At 65.5% G+C, this 15,747-nt stretch carries 15 protein-coding genes; 13 read left to right on the forward strand and 2 right to left on the reverse strand.

The features are described 5' to 3' along the window. The first annotated feature begins 13 nt into the window (after positions 1-13). From DCG74_RS11830 to DCG74_RS11845, 4 genes are read left to right on the forward strand one after another with little or no spacing between them, the layout of a single operon-like run. A complete protein-coding gene (locus DCG74_RS11830; protein ID WP_172784823.1) occupies positions 14-829 on the forward strand; it encodes an ABC transporter substrate-binding protein in 816 nt (271 codons plus the stop codon). After that, positions 816-1,700: a polysaccharide deacetylase gene (locus DCG74_RS11835; RefSeq protein WP_172784822.1), complete on the forward strand. Its 885-nt coding sequence runs from the start codon at positions 816-818 to the stop codon at positions 1,698-1,700. The genes DCG74_RS11830 and DCG74_RS11835 overlap by 14 nt, the downstream gene beginning before the upstream one ends. Beyond that, the gene (locus DCG74_RS11840) at positions 1,700-3,283 is read left to right on the forward strand and encodes an ABC transporter substrate-binding protein (protein ID WP_172784821.1); all 1,584 of its coding nucleotides are present in this window, start codon (positions 1,700-1,702) and stop codon (positions 3,281-3,283) included. Before DCG74_RS11835 ends, DCG74_RS11840 begins: the two co-directional genes overlap by 1 nt. Next, positions 3,280-4,653 (forward strand): amidohydrolase family protein, encoded by a 1,374-nt coding sequence (locus DCG74_RS11845; protein ID WP_172784820.1) that lies wholly within the window; start codon positions 3,280-3,282, stop codon positions 4,651-4,653. The genes DCG74_RS11840 and DCG74_RS11845 overlap by 4 nt, the downstream gene beginning before the upstream one ends. Positions 4,654-4,840: 187 nt before the next feature. On the opposite strand, the gene DCG74_RS11850 is transcribed toward DCG74_RS11845, so the two are convergent. Next, positions 4,841-5,740: a LysR substrate-binding domain-containing protein gene (locus tag DCG74_RS11850; protein WP_172784819.1), complete on the reverse strand. Its 900-nt coding sequence runs from the start codon at positions 5,738-5,740 to the stop codon at positions 4,841-4,843. A 275-nt stretch (positions 5,741-6,015) separates the two neighbouring features. Here DCG74_RS11850 and DCG74_RS11855 point away from each other — a divergent pair, with 275 nt between their 5' ends. The 9 genes from DCG74_RS11855 to DCG74_RS11895 are packed head-to-tail and all read left to right on the forward strand — an operon-like array spanning position 6,016 to position 14,154. Next, a complete protein-coding gene (locus tag DCG74_RS11855; RefSeq protein WP_172784818.1) occupies positions 6,016-7,050 on the forward strand; it encodes an ABC transporter substrate-binding protein in 1,035 nt (344 codons plus the stop codon). Between the two features lie 23 nt (positions 7,051-7,073). Then, positions 7,074-8,114: an ABC transporter ATP-binding protein gene (locus DCG74_RS11860; protein ID WP_172784817.1), complete on the forward strand. Its 1,041-nt coding sequence runs from the start codon at positions 7,074-7,076 to the stop codon at positions 8,112-8,114. Next, positions 8,111-8,986 carry an ABC transporter permease gene (locus tag DCG74_RS11865; protein ID WP_172784816.1) on the forward strand — a complete coding sequence of 292 codons (876 nt, stop codon included), beginning with the start codon at positions 8,111-8,113 and terminating at the stop codon, positions 8,984-8,986. The genes DCG74_RS11860 and DCG74_RS11865 overlap by 4 nt, the downstream gene beginning before the upstream one ends. Next, on the forward strand, positions 8,983-9,789 hold the full coding sequence (locus DCG74_RS11870) for an ABC transporter permease (RefSeq protein ID WP_172784815.1): 807 nt from the start codon (positions 8,983-8,985) through the stop codon (positions 9,787-9,789). The genes DCG74_RS11865 and DCG74_RS11870 overlap by 4 nt, the downstream gene beginning before the upstream one ends. Before the next feature lie 8 nt (positions 9,790-9,797). Continuing rightward, the gene (locus DCG74_RS11875) at positions 9,798-10,934 is read left to right on the forward strand and encodes an FAD-binding oxidoreductase (protein WP_172784814.1); all 1,137 of its coding nucleotides are present in this window, start codon (positions 9,798-9,800) and stop codon (positions 10,932-10,934) included. A gap of 27 nt (positions 10,935-10,961) precedes the next feature. After that, positions 10,962-11,258, forward strand: coding sequence for a (2Fe-2S)-binding protein (locus DCG74_RS11880; RefSeq protein WP_172784813.1), 297 nt, complete (start codon positions 10,962-10,964; stop codon positions 11,256-11,258). Further along, on the forward strand, positions 11,255-12,673 hold the full coding sequence (locus DCG74_RS11885; RefSeq protein ID WP_172784812.1) for an NAD(P)/FAD-dependent oxidoreductase: 1,419 nt from the start codon (positions 11,255-11,257) through the stop codon (positions 12,671-12,673). Before DCG74_RS11880 ends, DCG74_RS11885 begins: the two co-directional genes overlap by 4 nt. Continuing rightward, complete coding sequence (locus tag DCG74_RS11890) at positions 12,670-13,791, forward strand: FAD-binding oxidoreductase (protein ID WP_172784811.1); 1,122 nt, start codon at positions 12,670-12,672, stop codon at positions 13,789-13,791. The genes DCG74_RS11885 and DCG74_RS11890 overlap by 4 nt, the downstream gene beginning before the upstream one ends. A 15-nt stretch (positions 13,792-13,806) precedes the next feature. Continuing rightward, on the forward strand, positions 13,807-14,154 hold the full coding sequence (locus tag DCG74_RS11895; RefSeq protein ID WP_025034068.1) for a RidA family protein: 348 nt from the start codon (positions 13,807-13,809) through the stop codon (positions 14,152-14,154). A gap of 258 nt (positions 14,155-14,412) precedes the next feature. Here the strand turns inward: DCG74_RS11895 and DCG74_RS11900 are convergent, their stop codons facing one another. Further along, positions 14,413-15,747, reverse strand: a complete 1,335-nt coding sequence (locus DCG74_RS11900; protein ID WP_172784810.1) for a dicarboxylate/amino acid:cation symporter — start codon at positions 15,745-15,747, stop codon at positions 14,413-14,415.

A 15,747-nucleotide genomic window follows, 5' to 3' on the forward strand; every position in this document is an offset into this window, starting at 1 on the left:
TGGGAGCGTGGTGATGAAGAGACTTTTGCTTGCGGCGGCGTTCCTGGGCGGCATGAGCGCGTCGGCGATGGCGGCCGAATTGCCGCCTGACATCGCCAAGCGAGGCAGCCTCAAAGTGGCGATCGTGCCGAACTATCCGCCGATGGAGTTCCGCGATCCCGCCACCAACGCGCTCTCCGGTTTCGACGTCGATCTTGGCGAGGCGATCGGCCGCAAGCTCGGCCTCAAGATCGAATGGACCGAGACCAGCTTTGCCGAATTCATGCCGTCGATTTCGACGGGGCGGGTGGATGCCATCCTGTCCGGCTTCACCGACTATGCGAGCCGGCATGAGACCGCCTCTTTTGTCGACTATTTGCGCAGCGGCCCGCAGTTCTTCGTGCAGGCGTCACGCAAGGCGGAATTCAAGGATGCGACGTCACTGTGCGGCAAGAAGGTCGGCTCCAGCCGCCGCACCATGTTCCCGGCCCAGATCGCGGCGTGGAGCGAGAAGAATTGCGGCAGCAATCCGATCCAGGTCGTCGGCACCGACGGCTCGGCCGACGCGCGCACCCAGCTGCGGCAAGGCCGCATCGATGCCGCCGCCCAGGGCAACGAGACGCTGCCCTACATCATAGACCTCGAGCCCAACACCTATGCGACGGTGGGCGAGCCCATCGCGCAGCAATTCACCGGCATTGCTCTGCCGGTGAAGGAGAAGGCATTGCAGCAGGCAATGCTGGAGGCGGTCGACGCGCTGATTGCGGACGGCACCTACAAGACGCTGCTGGCGAAGTGGAAATTGAGCGACAACGCAATCGAGAAGGCGACCATCAATGCTGGACAGTAAGGCACTCCAGAGCATTCCGCTCGTTCCGGCCAACACCGCGGATCCCGCGCCCGAATATCCCTGGCCGAAGCCGTACAATTCGGCGATGTTCCTGTCGTTCGACGTGGACGCCGAGAGCGCCTGGACCAGCAAGGATGCGGTGCATGCGCAGCGGCTGATCACCATGAGCTATGGCGGCTACGAGGCGCGCGTTGGCACGCCGAAGCTCTTGGAGCTGCTCGACCAGCTCGATCTCAAGGCGACGTTCTTCGTCACGGGCTGGTCGGTCGACGCGCATCCGGCGATGGCGGAATCGATCCTGAAGGCCGGCCACGAGATCGGCCATCACGGCTATCACCATCTGTTGCCGGATCCCGGCGATCCCTGGATCGAGGAGGAGCTGGAGCGCGGCTTCGAGGCGCTGAAGCGCCGGCTCGGCGTCAAGCCGACCGGCTATCGCGCGCCCTATGGCGAGTTCACGGAGGAGCTGCGCGTCGCGCTGGTGCGCCACGGCATCGTCTATACGTCTTCGTTCCGCGACGACGTCAGGCCCTATCGCCATCGCCTCGCCGACGGCAAGCCCGGCACGATCGAGCTGCCGGTGACCGCGAGCTACGATGATTGGATGCACGGCCTGTCCGCCCGCTTCAGCCCGCGCTCGATCTTCCCCAAGGAGCACGTGCTCTCGATGTGGAAGGACGAGCTCGATGAGGTCCGCGACTGGGGTGCGATGGTGACGACCGTGCTGCATCCGCAATGCAGCGGCCGTCCGATGCGGCTGCGCCTGCTGCGCGAGTTCCTCACTTACGCAAAATCGTGCCCGGATGTCTGGATCACCACCGGCGAGAAAATCGCGGAGAACTTCCTGCGCCACGAGGCCGGTAACCGCTAATGTCCATTTCCCGCCGTTCGCTCCTGAAGGCTGGCGCGGCGCTGCCGGCGCTGTCGCTGCCCGGCATTGTCCGCGCTGAATCGCGGTCCACGCTGCGCTTCATCCCGGTCATCGACCTCGCTTTCGTCGACCCCATCTATTCGACCGCGCAGGTATCGCGAAACCATGGCTTCATGGTCTACGACACGCTCTACGGCATGAGCTCCTCGCTCCAGGTTTCGCCGCAGATGCTGTCGGGCCAAGCCATCTCTGGCGACCAGCTGCAGTGGGACCTCACGCTTCGTGATGGTCTGTTCTGGCATGATGGCGAGCGCGTGCTGGCACGCGATTGCGTCGCCAGCATTCGCCGCTGGGCCGCGCGTGACGGCTTTGGCGGCGAGCTGATGGAGGCGACCGCCGAGCTCTCGGCCGTCGACGACCGCACCATCCGCTTCCGTCTCAAGCGCCCGTTCCCGCTGCTGCCGCAGGCGCTCGGCAAGGCCGCGATCAATGCCTGCTTCATGATGCCGGAGCGGCTGGCGAGCCAGGATCCGTTCAAGCCGCTGACCGAGGTGATCGGCAGCGGCCCGTTCCGCTATCTCGCCGACGAGCGCGTGCAGGGCGCGCGCAACGCCTATGCCAAGTTCGAGCGCTACCAGCCGCGCACCGACGGCAAGCCGGATTGGACCGCCGGGCCGAAGATCGTGCACTACGACCGCGTGGTCTGGACAACCACGCCTGATGCCGGCACCGGCGTCGCCGCGCTCCAGACCGGCGAGCAGGATTGGCAGGAAACCACGCCGCACGATCTGCTCCCGGTGATCAAGGCGGCCGGCGATATCGAGACGCGAATCCTCGATCCCAGAGGCTACGCCTGCATGCTGCGCCTCAATCACCTGCAGCCGCCGTTCGACAATCCCGCCATCCGCCGCGCGCTGTTGGGGGCGATCGACCAGTCCGCGTTCATGACGGCCGTCGCCGGCACCGATCCGGCGTTCCAGGTCTCGCCGATCGGCTATTTCGCACCCGGCACGCCGATGGCAAACGACGTCGGCCTCGACGTGTTCCGCGGCCCGCGCAACTACGACAAGGTCAAGGCTGACCTCAAGGCCGCCGGCTATAACGGCGAGAAGATCGTGCTGCTCGTGCCCACCAACTCGCTGGCGCAAAAGCCGCTCGGCGAGATCGCGGTGGACTCGTTGCGCAAGGCCGGCATGAACGTCGAATATGCCGGCCTCGATTTCGCCGTGGTACTGCAGCGCCAGCTGAAGAAGGATCCGCTTCCGCAGGGCGGCTGGAGCGCCGCGGTCGGCAACTGGCAGGGCATCGACTGGCTCAACCCGGCCGGCAACACCAACATCCGCGGCGAAGGCAAGGTCGCCGGCTGGTATGCGAGCACGAAGATGGGCGCGTTGCGCAGCCAATGGCTGGCGGCCTCCGAGCTCGCCGAGCAGCAGCGCATCTGCCGCGAGATCCAGGCGGTGGCGTTCGAGGAAATCCCCTATATTCCGATCGGCCTGTACAAGCAGCCGACCGCCTATCGCAAGGCGATCACCGGCGTTCTCGACGGCACCGCCGTGTTCTGGAACGTGCGCCCCGCATGAGCACAACAGCGATCTTCGGCAGCTACGTGCTGTCACGGAAAGACGGCGTGCAGGACGTGCTGCGCGACCACTGGGTTCTGGTCGAAGGCAAGAAGATCGCGGCAGTCACGCGCGACAGACCGAGCGCGGATCAGGTCTATGACCGCCCGGGCCGCTTCGTGCTGCCCGGTCTGCTCAACCTGCACAATCACTGCTTTTCGGAAGCAGTGGCGCGCAGTCACACCGAGGACGGCAACGGCCGCAAGAACAACCAGAGCATCGTCTACACGGTGCTGCTGCCGCTGACCAAGCGCGGCGCCGACATCCTGTCGGCGGAGGAACGGCTCGCGGTGGCGCGGCTCGGCATCCTCCAGCTGCTCAAGGGCGGCGCCACCACCGTGATGGAGCCGTTCCGCAACTCGATCCCCGAAATGTTCGACGCGGCGGAGGAGATGGGCATCCGCTTCTACGGCGCGCCCTATCTGTTCTCGACCTCCGATGCCAAGGCTGGCCCGGACGGCGTGGTGCAATATTCCGGCGATGACGGTGCCGCGGACATGGCGACATGGGATGCGCTCTATCAGCGCTGGAACAATCGCGGCGACGGCCGCATCAGCCTTGCCATGAGCCCGCACGCCACCGACACCTGCGGTCCCGATCTCCTGAAGGCTTGCGCCACGCGGGCGCGCGAGCTCGGCGTTCCCATCACCACGCACATGGCGCAGAGCCGCGCCGAGGTCGAGACCATCGGCAAGCGCTATGGCGGCCGCACCCCGGCAGAATATCTGGATTGGCTCGGCCTGCTCGCGCCCGATCTGATGGCGGCGCATTGCATGTTCTCGAGCGACGACGATCTCAAGCTCATGGCTGCGCGCGGCGTGACCGTCTTGAACTGCCCGCGCGTGTTCGCGCGTGCCGGCATCACCGCGGCGTTCAGCCGCTTCGCCGAGCACGGCGTGCGCACCGTGGTCGGCACCGACGGCTACAACATGGACCTGCTCGGCGAGCTCAATGCGGCCTCGCTGATCTCCAAGATCACTTCGGCGCGCCCAGATGTCGCGAACTCGCCGGAGCTGATCGAGGCGAACACGGCGGTGGCCGCCGACGTCATCAAGCGGCCCGATCTCGGCCGCATCGAGCCGGGCGCGACCGCCGATCTCACCGTCGTCGATCTCACCCATCCGCATCTGCAGCCGCTGTTCGATCCGCGCCGCGCGCTGATCGCGCTCGCCAACCGCGCCAATATCGATCAGGTCGTGGTCGACGGCCGCGTGCTGGTCGATGAGGGACGCTATCTCGGCGCGGATGAAGCGGCGATCATTGCGGCCGGCACCGCCGCAATCGGCAAGATCTGGGATCTGCCGGAGGCACAGGCGGCGTTCAACGGCTGAGCGCTGCTGACGCCACGACGACGGTGCGCTCCCTCTCCCGCTTGCGGGAGAGGGCGGGGGAGAGGGCTCTCTCCTCATAGGACACTCTCAGTGTGGAGAGAGCCCTCTACCGGCGCTACGCGCCGACCTCTCCCGCAAGCGGGAGAGGTTGCAGCGAGCCTGTAGCTGCACTGTTCAAATCCAAGCCCTAATCCTCAAACTCCACCAGCGCCTTGCGCATGGTCTCGACCAGATCCAGCGCGACCGGCGACGGACTGCGCTGCGCCGGAAAGACCGCGGAGAATTCGAAGTCGATGCGCGGCAGGAAGCGGCGCGCGACGACGCCGCGCGTTGCGAATTCCTGCGCCGTGAAGGGATCGCAGATCGCGACGCCGAGCCCCGACGACACCATGCCGCACATGATCTCCGACAGCGTGGTTTCGACCCTGAGCACCCGGCGGACATCATGGCGATGGAAGACCTGGTCGACGAGATGACGGCTCGACGATCCCGCGGACAGCGAGATGAAGGTCTCGCCCTCGAAATCGCGCGGCTCCAGCACTTCCTTCTCCGCGAGGCGATGGCCGGTCGGGAGCACTGCAACGCGCGCTGGCGCTGGCAGCCGCTGGCTCGGCAGGCCGGAATGCGCGATCGGCACCTCGGCAAAGCCGACGTCACATTGATTGTTCAGCACCCAGTCGACCACGATCGGCGAGATGACACCGAAGAAGGCCAGGTTGAGGTTGGGCCGCTCCTTCAGAAAGTGACCGGTGAGCCGCGGCAGATAGCCGTTCGACAGCGCCGGCAGTGCTGCGATGCGTAGCGAGCCGGTGCGGCGGCCGCGGATTTCTTCTGCTGCCGCAGTGATGCGCTCCAGGCCGACGAAGGAGCGCTCGACCTCGGTATAGAGCGCCATCGCCGCCGCGGTCGGCACCAGGCCGGTGCCGCGCCGTTCGAACAGCTCCATTTTCAGCAGGGCCTGGAGGTCGCGCAGCAACCGGCTGACGGCCGGCTGCGTCACCTTCATCAGCGCCGCGGCCTCGGTCACGCTGCCCGTCAGCATTGTCGCGCGGAAGGCCTCCACCTGCCGCGAATTGATCCGCGCCATTCCCGATTCCAATCATAACATTTTGGCATGCAGAGGGTGCCATTATTCATTGGACGATGGAAGTATAGGTTGCGATCTTTTTCATCAGGACTGGAGACAGCCCGCTTTTTCGGCAGATTGGAGGGGTTCAAACCTCCAGATCGCGCCAAAAACCCGCCGAACAGGGGCCGGAGCCCTGATCGGAGAGGGTTTGCGCGGAAGGGAATGCGGAAGGTGCTTCAGCCAGCGAGACTCGTCGGCACGTCACCTCATTCCGGTATTGGAGATCGGTCCACATGAAGACTTTTCGCCTTCTGACCGCGGTCAGCATCGCAGCGCTCATTGCCTCCCCATCAGTCGCCTGGGCCCAGCAGAAAACGCTCTATGTCGCCGGCTATGGCGGCTCGTTCGAGAAGACCATCCGCGACGAGGTGATCCCGGCCTTCGAGAAGGAGAACGGCGTCAAGGTCGAATACGTCGCCGGCAACTCCACCGACACGCTGGCCAAACTCCAGGCGCAGAAGGGCAACCAGCAGATCGACGTCGCCATCGTCGATGACGGCCCGATGTACCAGGCGATCCAGCTCGGCTTCTGCGGCAAGCTCGACGGCCTGCCCGCCGATCTCTACGACACCGCGCGTTTCAAGGATGATCGCGCGGTCGCGATCGGCATCGTCGCCACCGGCCTGATGTACAACACCAAGGTGTTCAAGGAGAAGGGCTGGGCGCCGCCGACCTCGTGGAACGACCTGAAGGACACGAAATACGCAAAACAGCTCGTGATCCCGCCGATCAACAACACCTACGGTCTCGAAGCGCTGGTGATGCTGTCGAAGATGAACGGCGGCGGCGAGACCAACGTCGATTCCGGCTTCAAGATCTTCAAGGAGCAGATCAACCCGAACGTGCTGGCCTATGAGCCGTCGCCGGGCAAGATGACCGAGCTGTTCCAGTCCGGCCAGGCCGTGATCGCGGTGTGGGGCACCGGCCGCGTGCAGAGCTTTGCCAATACCGGCTTTCCCGTCGACTTCGTCTACCCCAAGGAAGGCGCGGCGACGCTGCTGACCACGGCGTGTCCGATCAACAAGCCCAATGCTTCGCCGCTGGCGGCGAGCTTCGTCAAGATGCTGCTCGATCCAAAGATCCAGCTCGTGATGCTGAAGGATTACGGCTACGGCCCGGTGCTGAAATCGCTGGTGATCCCCCCGGAGCTCGGCAAGATGGCGCCGATCGGGGAGCGCGCGGCGAAGCTCTACAATCCGGACTGGACCGTGATTAACGAGAAGCGCGAGGAGTGGACCAAGCGCTGGAATCGCGAGGTCGAGCGCTGATCGGTCGCCGCGGAGACAGCGCCATGGCCTATCTCGAGCTCGATCGGGTCGCCAAGCAGTTCGGCACGCAGACTGTGGTTGACGACTTCAGCCTGTCGGTGGGGAAGGGGGAGTTCATCTCCTTCCTCGGCCCGTCCGGCTGCGGCAAGACCACGACCTTGCAGATGATCGCGGGCTTCCTCGATCCCACGCGCGGCGCGATCCGCCTCGAGGGCAAGGACCTGACCGCGATCCATCCGGCCAAGCGCGGCCTCGGCATCGTGTTCCAGAGCTACGCTCTGTTTCCGCACATGACCGCGGCGGAGAACGTCGCCTTTGGCCTGGAGATGCGTGGCGTGCCGCGCACCGAACGGGCCGAGCGCGTGCGCGCCGCGCTCGCGATGGTGGGGCTCGCCGGATATGAGGACCGTCATCCGCGCCGCATGTCCGGGGGCCAGCAGCAGCGCGTGGCGCTGGCGCGTGCGCTGGTGATCAAGCCGAGCGTTCTGTTGCTCGACGAGCCGCTGTCGAACCTCGACGCCAAGCTGCGCGAGGAGATGCAGATCGAGCTGCGCCAGATCCAGCGCACCGTCGGCACCACCACGATCCTGGTCACCCACGACCAGAACGAGGCGATGTCGCTGTCCGACCGCATCGTGGTGATGAGCCAGGGCAAGATCGAGCAGATCGGCACGCCGCAAGAGACTTACGAGAAGCCGGCCTCCGCCTTCGTCTCGCAATTCCTCGGCAAGACCAACGATTTTGCCGGAACCATCGACCGGACCGTCTCGCCGACGCAACTGGTGGCGGGCTCCTGGCGCGCACCGGCGCCGGCCGCGCTTGGCGGGCCCGTGACCGTCAGCGTTCGGCCCGAAAGAATCGGCTTTGGCGATACCGGCCTCAGCGCAAAAATCATCACGCGAATCTTCCAGGGCAATCACTGGCTGTTCCAGTGCGACAGCGAATGCGGCCCGGCGATCGTCATCCGTCAGAACGATGGGCAGGCGCAGCCGGACGAAGGCGACGCGGTTCGCCTCACCTGGCGGGCCGAGGACATGAGCGTGCGCGCGAGGGCCGGCACATGAGCATGGCCGCCGAGGAGCGCAGCCTACGCGCGCCGTGGGCGCTGACCGCGCCCGCCCTGATGCTGTTCGCCGGCGTGCTGCTGATTCCGCTGGCGATGACGGTGATGCTGTCGTTCCACGATTGGGGCCAGTACAAGGGCATCGAGCCGGTCTTCATCCTGAAGAACTGGCACGAGATGGCGACCGATCCCTATTACGCCGAGATGTTCTGGCGGACGTTCCGCATCGCGATCCTGACCACGCTGCTCACCGCGCTGCTCGGCGCGCCCGAAGCCTACATCCTCAACCGCATGAGCGGCCGCTGGAAGAGCTTTTTCCTGCTGGTCATTCTCGGACCGCTGTTGATCTCCGTCGTGGCGCGCACGCTCGGCTGGGCGCTGCTGTTCGGCGGCAACAACGGTCTCGTCAACAAGCTCCTGATGTCGCTCGGCGCGATCCGTTCGCCCATTCCGTTCATGTTCACCGAAACCGGCATGGTGGTCGCGCTCGCGCATGTGATGATGCCGTTCATGGTGCTCTCGGTCTGGGCGGCGCTGCAGCGGCTCGACCCGCAGATCGAGAATGCCGCGATGTCGCTCGGCGCGGGCCCCGCGACCATCATCCGCCGAATCATCATGCCGCAGATCATGCCGGGCGTGCTGTCGGGTGCCATCATTGTGTTCTCGCTCTCTGCCAGCGCTTTCGCCACACCGGCGATCATCGGCGGCCGCCGGCTCAAGGTCGCCGCGACGCTTGCCTATGACGAGTTCCTCAACACCCTGAACTGGCCGCTGGGAGCTGCGGTCGCAACGCTGCTGCTGGTCGCGCTGGTGCTGATCGTGGTCGGCAGCAATGCGCTGATCGAGCGCCGCTATGCCGAGGTGTTCCGATGAGGCAGAACGGTCCGCTCGCGTTGATCTTCCACACCATCTTCGTCATCGTCATGGTGGCGCCGATCCTAGTGGTCTGCCTCGTCGCCTTCACCCCCGAAGGGTTTCTGTCGCTACCGACCAACGGGTTTTCGCTGCGCTGGTTCAGGACCATCCTGAACTATCCCGAATTCATCCACGCGTTCTGGGTCAGCCTCGGCCTCGGCGCGCTGTCCTCGCTCGTGGCGCTCCTGTTCGCGGTACCGGCGGCGCTGGCAATCGCGCGCTATCGCTTTCGCGGCCGCGATGCGCTGGCGGCGTTGTTCCTGTCGCCCCTGATGATCCCGCATGTCGTGCTCGGCATCGCCTTCCTGCGCTTCTTCACCTCGGCGGGCCTCGGCGGCAGCTTTGCAGCGCTGATCATCGCCCATGTCATCATCGTGTTTCCGTTCGCGCTGCGGCTGACCTTGGCGGCTGCGACCGGCATGGATCGCTCGGTCGAAATGGCTGCCGTCTCGCTCGGTGCGGGCGGCTGGACGCTGTTCCGCCGCGTGACCTTGCCGCTGATCCTGCCCGGCGTCATCAGTGGCTGGGCGCTCGCCTTCATCCAGTCTTTCGACGATCTCACCATGACCGTCTTCCTCGCCGCGCCGGGCACCGAGACGTTGCCGGTGCGGATGTTCCTTTACATCCAGGACAACATCGATCCGCTGGTGACGTCGGTCTCGGCCTGCGTGATCGCGATCACCATGACCGCCCTCATTCTGCTCGACCGCTTCTACGGGCTCGACCGTGTGCTCGCCGGCAAGGGCGATACGGGACGATAGGAGAACCTATGCGAACGGATTACGACGTCGCCGTCGTCGGCGGCGGACTGCTCGGCTCCGCCATTGCCTGGGGCCTCGGCCGGCTCGGCAAGAAGGTCGCCGTGCTCGACGAAGGCGACATCACCAAGCGCGCCTCGCGCGCGAACTTCGCGCTGGTGTGGGTGCAGAGCAAGGGGCTCGGCATGCCCGCCTATACGGTGTGGACCGTGCAGGCCTCGCAGGCATGGGGCCGGCTTGCCTCCGAGTTGAAGCAGCAGACTGGCCTCGACGTTGCCCTTCAGCAGAATGGCGGTTTTCACCTCACCCTCGGCGAGGACGAATTCGGCCAGCGCACCGAGCTCGTCAAGCGCATGCACAACCAGGCCGGCGCGGCCGACTACAAGATGGAAATGCTGCGGCCGTCCGAGCTGAAGAAGGCGCTGCCGCTGATCGGGCCCGAGGTCTCCGGCGGCAGTTACTGTCCGCTCGACGGCCATGTCAATTCGCTGCGCACGTTCCGCGCCTTCCACACCGGCTTCGTTGCGTTCGGCATCGACTATTTTCCGGAGCGTCCGGTCTCGGCGATCAGCAAGAGCGGCGGCGAATTTCGCCTGACGACGCCTAAGGGCGAGCTGCGTGCCGCCAAGATCGTGCTCGCCGCCGGCAATGTCAACCAGACGCTCGCGCCGATGGTCGGCCTCTTTGCTCCGATGGGCCCGACCCGTGGCCAAGTCGTGGTGACCGAGCGCACCATGCCGTTCCTGCCGCATCCGCTGACCACGATCCGTCAGACCGACGAGGGTACGGTGATGATCGGCGACAGCAAGGAGGACGAGCTCGACGATCGCACGCTGAAGCCTTCGATCAGCGGCGTGATGGCTGATCGCGCGCAGCGGATGTTCCCGCATCTGTCGCGGCTCAACGTGGTCCGGAGCTGGTCGGGCATTCGCGTCATGCCGCAGGACGGCTTTCCGATCTACGACCAGTCGGAGACGCATCCCGGCGCCTTCGTCGCCTGTTGCCATTCCGGCGTGACGCTGGCTTCCAACCATGCCTTCGAGATTGCGCGCATGGTGGCGCAGGGCGCGCTCGAGCCGGAGCTGGTTGGTGCGTTCTCCGCCAGCCGCTTTGGTGGCGCAGGCGCTGCCAACAGCAGCGGCTACTAGAGATCACAAGGAGCCAAGGGGCATCCCATGTTTAGACGATCCGAACAGGACAAGCGCCCACAGGTGCAGATCTTCGTCGACGGCGTTGCCGTTGCGGCGCGCCAGGGCGACACCGTCTCGGCCGCGCTGCTGGCCTCCGGCGTTGACGCACGGCGTTCCACCGCAGTCAGCGGCGCACCGCGTCTGCCCTACTGCATGATGGGCGTCTGTTTCGACTGCCTCGTCACCATCGACGGCGTCGGCAATCGGCAAGGCTGTCTCGTGCCCGTCGCCGAGGGCATGCAGATCGAGATTCAGAAGGGCAAGCGGGAGATCGGAAGATGAGTGTGGCTCCCAAGCGCGAAAATTACGACGTCGTGGTGATCGGCGCCGGGCCCGCCGGCCTCGCCGCTGCGGCCACATCTGCCGAGGCCGGCCTGTCGACGCTGCTGCTCGATGAGAACATCGGCCCTGGCGGTCAGGTGTTTCGGGCGATCGCCTCGACACCCGTGACGGACCGCAACCAGCTCGGCCCGGACTATTGGGTCGGGGCCGATCTCGTGCAGTCGCTGCGCGCGAGCAATGCCGAAATGATCCAGCGTGCCACGGTCTGGAGTCTCGACCGCAATCTCGACATCGCCGTCTCGATCGGCGGCGCCTCGGCCTTCGTCAAGGCCAAGCGCGTGATCCTTTCGACCGGCGCGCTTGAGCGGCCGTTCCCGATTCCCGGCTGGACGCTGCCGGGCGTGATGACCGCAGGCGCGGCCCAGACCATGCTGAAATCGTCGGCCCTGGTGCCCGACGGACGCACGGTGATCGCAGGGCAGGGGCCGCTGCTCTGGCTGCTCGCCGCGCAGATTTTGCGGCTCGGCGGCCGCATCGATCGCATCCTCGACACCACCGAGCGCGGCAATTATCTCGCGGCGCTGCCGCACGCCTTTGCATTCCTGACGTCGCCCTATTTCGCCAAGGGCCTCTCGATGATGCGCGAGGTGAAGGCGAAGGTGCAGGTCGTCTCGGGCGTCACCGAGCTCGCCGCGGCTGGCGACGGCCAGCTCGCGAGCGTCAGCTATGTCGCCGGCGGCAAGCGCGAGACCATTCCGGCCGATCTGTTGCTGCTGCATCAGGGCGTCGTGCCCAACGTCAATCTGGCGATGTCGGCCGGCATCGAGCATCGCTGGGATGATTTGCAGCTGTGCTGGTCGCCGGTGCTCGATGCAAGCGGCAATTCGTCGGTCGCGGGCATTGCGATCGCGGGCGATGGCGCCGGCATCGGCGGCGCGAATGCCGCTGTGGTGCGCGGTCTCATTGCCGCGCGCGCCGCGGTGGAAGCACTGGCGCCCGCTTCTGCCGCAAGACTTCCCGCAATGGCGACGCTCCGTTCCGACCTCGCCAGGGCCGAGCGCGGCCGCGTCTTCCTCGACACGCTGTTCCGCCCGGCGCCGCAGTTCCGCATTCCCGCGGGCGATACCATCGTCTGCCGCTGCGAGGAGGTGACCGCCAAGGACGTTCTGGATTCCGTCGCAATCGGTGCGACCGGGCCGAACCAGCTCAAGGCCTATCGCCGCACCGGCATGGGCCCGTGCCAGGGCCGGCTCTGCGGCCTCACCGTCACCGAACTGATGGCGCAGGCGCGCGGCAAGACCCCGCAGGAGATCGGTTACTACCGGCTGCGCGCGCCGGTGAAGCCGATCACGCTGGCCGAGCTCGCCGCTGTTCCCAAGAGCGAGGCCGACGTCAAGGCCGTGGTGCGCGGATGACACGAAACGTGGATGCGATCGTCATTGGCGGCGGCATCCACGGGTGCTCGACCACGCTGCATTTGTGTCTCGCCGGCCTGAAGCCGCTGCTGATCGAAAAGGACTATGCCGGCCGTCACGCCTCGGGCGTCAACGCCGGTGGCGTTCGCCAGCTCGCCCGGCACATTCCAGAAATCCCACTCTCGATCCGCTCCATGGGCATCTGGGAGAAGATTTCGGACCTCCTCGACGACGATTGCAGCTTCGAGAGCTACGGTCAGGTGCTGGTCGCCGAAAACGAGGACGAGCTCGCCGTCTGCCGTGCGCGTGTCACCGAGCTCAATGCGCTGGGCTTTACCCACGAAGAACTGATCGACGCCGCGGAATTGCGCCGGCTCGTGCCGGCGGTGGCCGAGACCTGTCCCGGTGGCGTGGTCTCCCGCCGCGACGGAGCAGCCAATCCGGCGCAGACGACAACGGCGTTCCGCCGCAAGGCCGAGCAGCTCGGTGCAACCGTGCGCGAAGGCGTGGCCGCCGGCAACATCCGCTATAGCGACGGCCTCTGGCACGTCGATGTCGGTTCGGAGAGCTTTGCCGCGCCGGTGCTGGTCAACGCCGCCGGCGCCTGGGCCGGCAAGATCGCGGCTGATCTCGGCGAACCCGTGCCGGTCGAGACCGTGGCGCCGATGCTGATGATCACCTCGCGCGTGCCGCACTTCATCGATCCCGTCGTGATCCTGCGCGGGCGAAAACTGTCGTTCAAGCAGTTCAAGAACGGCACCGTGCTGATCGGCGGCGGCCATCTGGCGACGCCCTATCAGGATCGCAACGAGACGGTGCTGGACTGGAAGAGCCTTGCGACCAGCGCGCAAACGGTGTTCGAGCTGTTCCCGGTGATGCGCAGCGCCACCATCGTCCGCGCCTGGGCCGGCATCGAAGCAAAGATGAAGGACGACATCCCCGTGTTCGGGCCGAGCTCCCGTCACAAGGGCCTCTATCACCAGTTCGGCTTCTCGCTGCACGGTTTCCAGCTCGGCCCCGGCGCCGGCGCCGTGATGGCGGAGCTGATCGTCAACGGCGGCACCCAGACCCGCGTCAGCGATCTCGGCATCGACCGCTTTCACCGCTCCACGCTCTAAAAAGAAGAGGACATCATGAGCATCACCCGCAGCATCCGCACGCCCATCATGCACCGCGCCGTCGAAGCCAATGGCTTCGTCTTCCTCGGCGGCACCATCGCCGACGACACCTCGGTCTCGATGGGGGACCAGACCCGCAACATCCTCGGCAAGATCGCCGGCTATCTGAAGGAAGCGGGAACCGACAAGTCGCGCGTGGTCAGCGCCTCGATCTTTGTCACCGATCTCTCCAAGAAGAAGGAGATGGACGCGGCCTGGACCGAATTCTTCGGCGACAACCTGCCGACCCGCGCCACCGTCGGCGTCGCCGATCTTGGCGGCGGCGCGCTGATCGAGGTGGTGGTGACCGCGCTGAAGGGCTGATCGCGATCGGCGGGACCGAGATCGGGCGATCGCCCGATCTTGTCAGCGCATTCATGAGAGGGAATTCGACCCGCCGCCAGATCGCATGCGGTAATGATTTTCAAAAGCCCGACGCCCTGCCCCCAGCGCGTCGGGCGGAAAGAATGAGTATCAATCCGTGATCCCAACGCCATTGTTGTGACGCGGACCGCATCGATTTTCTACTCCGGGAAACTACCGCATTGGAACTAGGCGTCGTCTGCTCACCGACTGCGCGGACTACGACGCCGCGCCTCCGCCCGGCTCCAGCGCCTCGCCGATCTCCAGCGGATGCGCCATGGTCTCGTGCAGCGCGTCGCGGTCGAGCTCGCCTTCGGAGATGCTGATGACGACGCAGGCGACGCCATTGCCGATCAGATTGGTGAGCGCGCGGCATTCGCTCATGAACTTGTCGATGCCGACAAGGATCGCGATCGACTGGATCGGGATATCAGGCACGATCGACAGCGTCGCGGCGAGTGTGATGAAGCCAGCGCCGGTCACGCCCGAGGCCCCCTTGGAGGTGATCATGGCGATGCCCAAAATGCCGAGCTCCTGCCAGATGGTCAGATGGGTGTTGGTTGCCTGCGCCAGGAACAGCGTCGCCAGCGTCATGTAGATGTTGGTCCCATCGAGATTGAAGCTGTAGCCGGTGGGGATGACGAGGCCGACCACGGAGCGTGAGGCGCCGAGATGCTCCATCTTCTGGATCATCTGCGGCAGCACGGTCTCGGAGGACGAGGTGCCGAGCACGATCAGGAGCTCGTCCTTGATATAGGCGATGAAGCGCAGGATCGAGAAGCCGGCGAGCCGGGCGATCGAGCCCAGCACGATCAGCACGAACAGGATGCTGGTCAGATAGAACGTGCCGATCAGGGCGGCGAGATTGAGCAGTGAGCCGAGACCATAAGCGCCGACGGTGAACGCCATGGCGCCGAAGGCGCCGATCGGCGCGACGCGCACGATGATGCGGATGATGCCGAAGAACATCTTCGCCGCCTTGTCGATCGCGTCCGCAATGGGCTCGCCGGCCTTGCCGAGAAAGGCGATGGCGAAGCCGGAGAGGATCGAGATCAGCAGCACCTGGAGCAGGTCGCCGCGCGCAATCGCGCCCAGATAGCTGTCGGGAATGATCGCCATCAGATGGGCGACGATGCCCTCCTCCTTGGCCTTGGTGACGTAGGTCGCCACCGAATTCGGGTCGATCGTGGCCGGATCGATATTGAAGCCGTGCCCGGGCTGGAGAATCTCGCCGACCAAAAGGCCGACCGCGAGGGCCACGGTCGAGACCGTCTCGAAATAGATCAGCGATTTCAGCCCGACCCGACCGACCCGCTTCAGATCGCCCATCGAGGAGATGCCGTGCACCACGGTGCAGAAGATCACGGGCGCGATCATCATCTTGATCAGCGCGATGAAGCCGTCGCCGAGCGGTTTCAAGGCCTTGCCGAGATCGGGATAGACATAGCCGATGAGCACGCCGAGCACGATCGCGATCAGCACCTGGACGTAGAGGATCTTGTACCAGGGCTGGTGCCGGCGCTGGATGGCTGACGGAATTGCGATCTGTGTCAT

The organism is Bradyrhizobium sp. WBAH42, assembly GCF_024585265.1.
GTDB lineage: Bacteria > Pseudomonadota > Alphaproteobacteria > Rhizobiales > Xanthobacteraceae > Bradyrhizobium.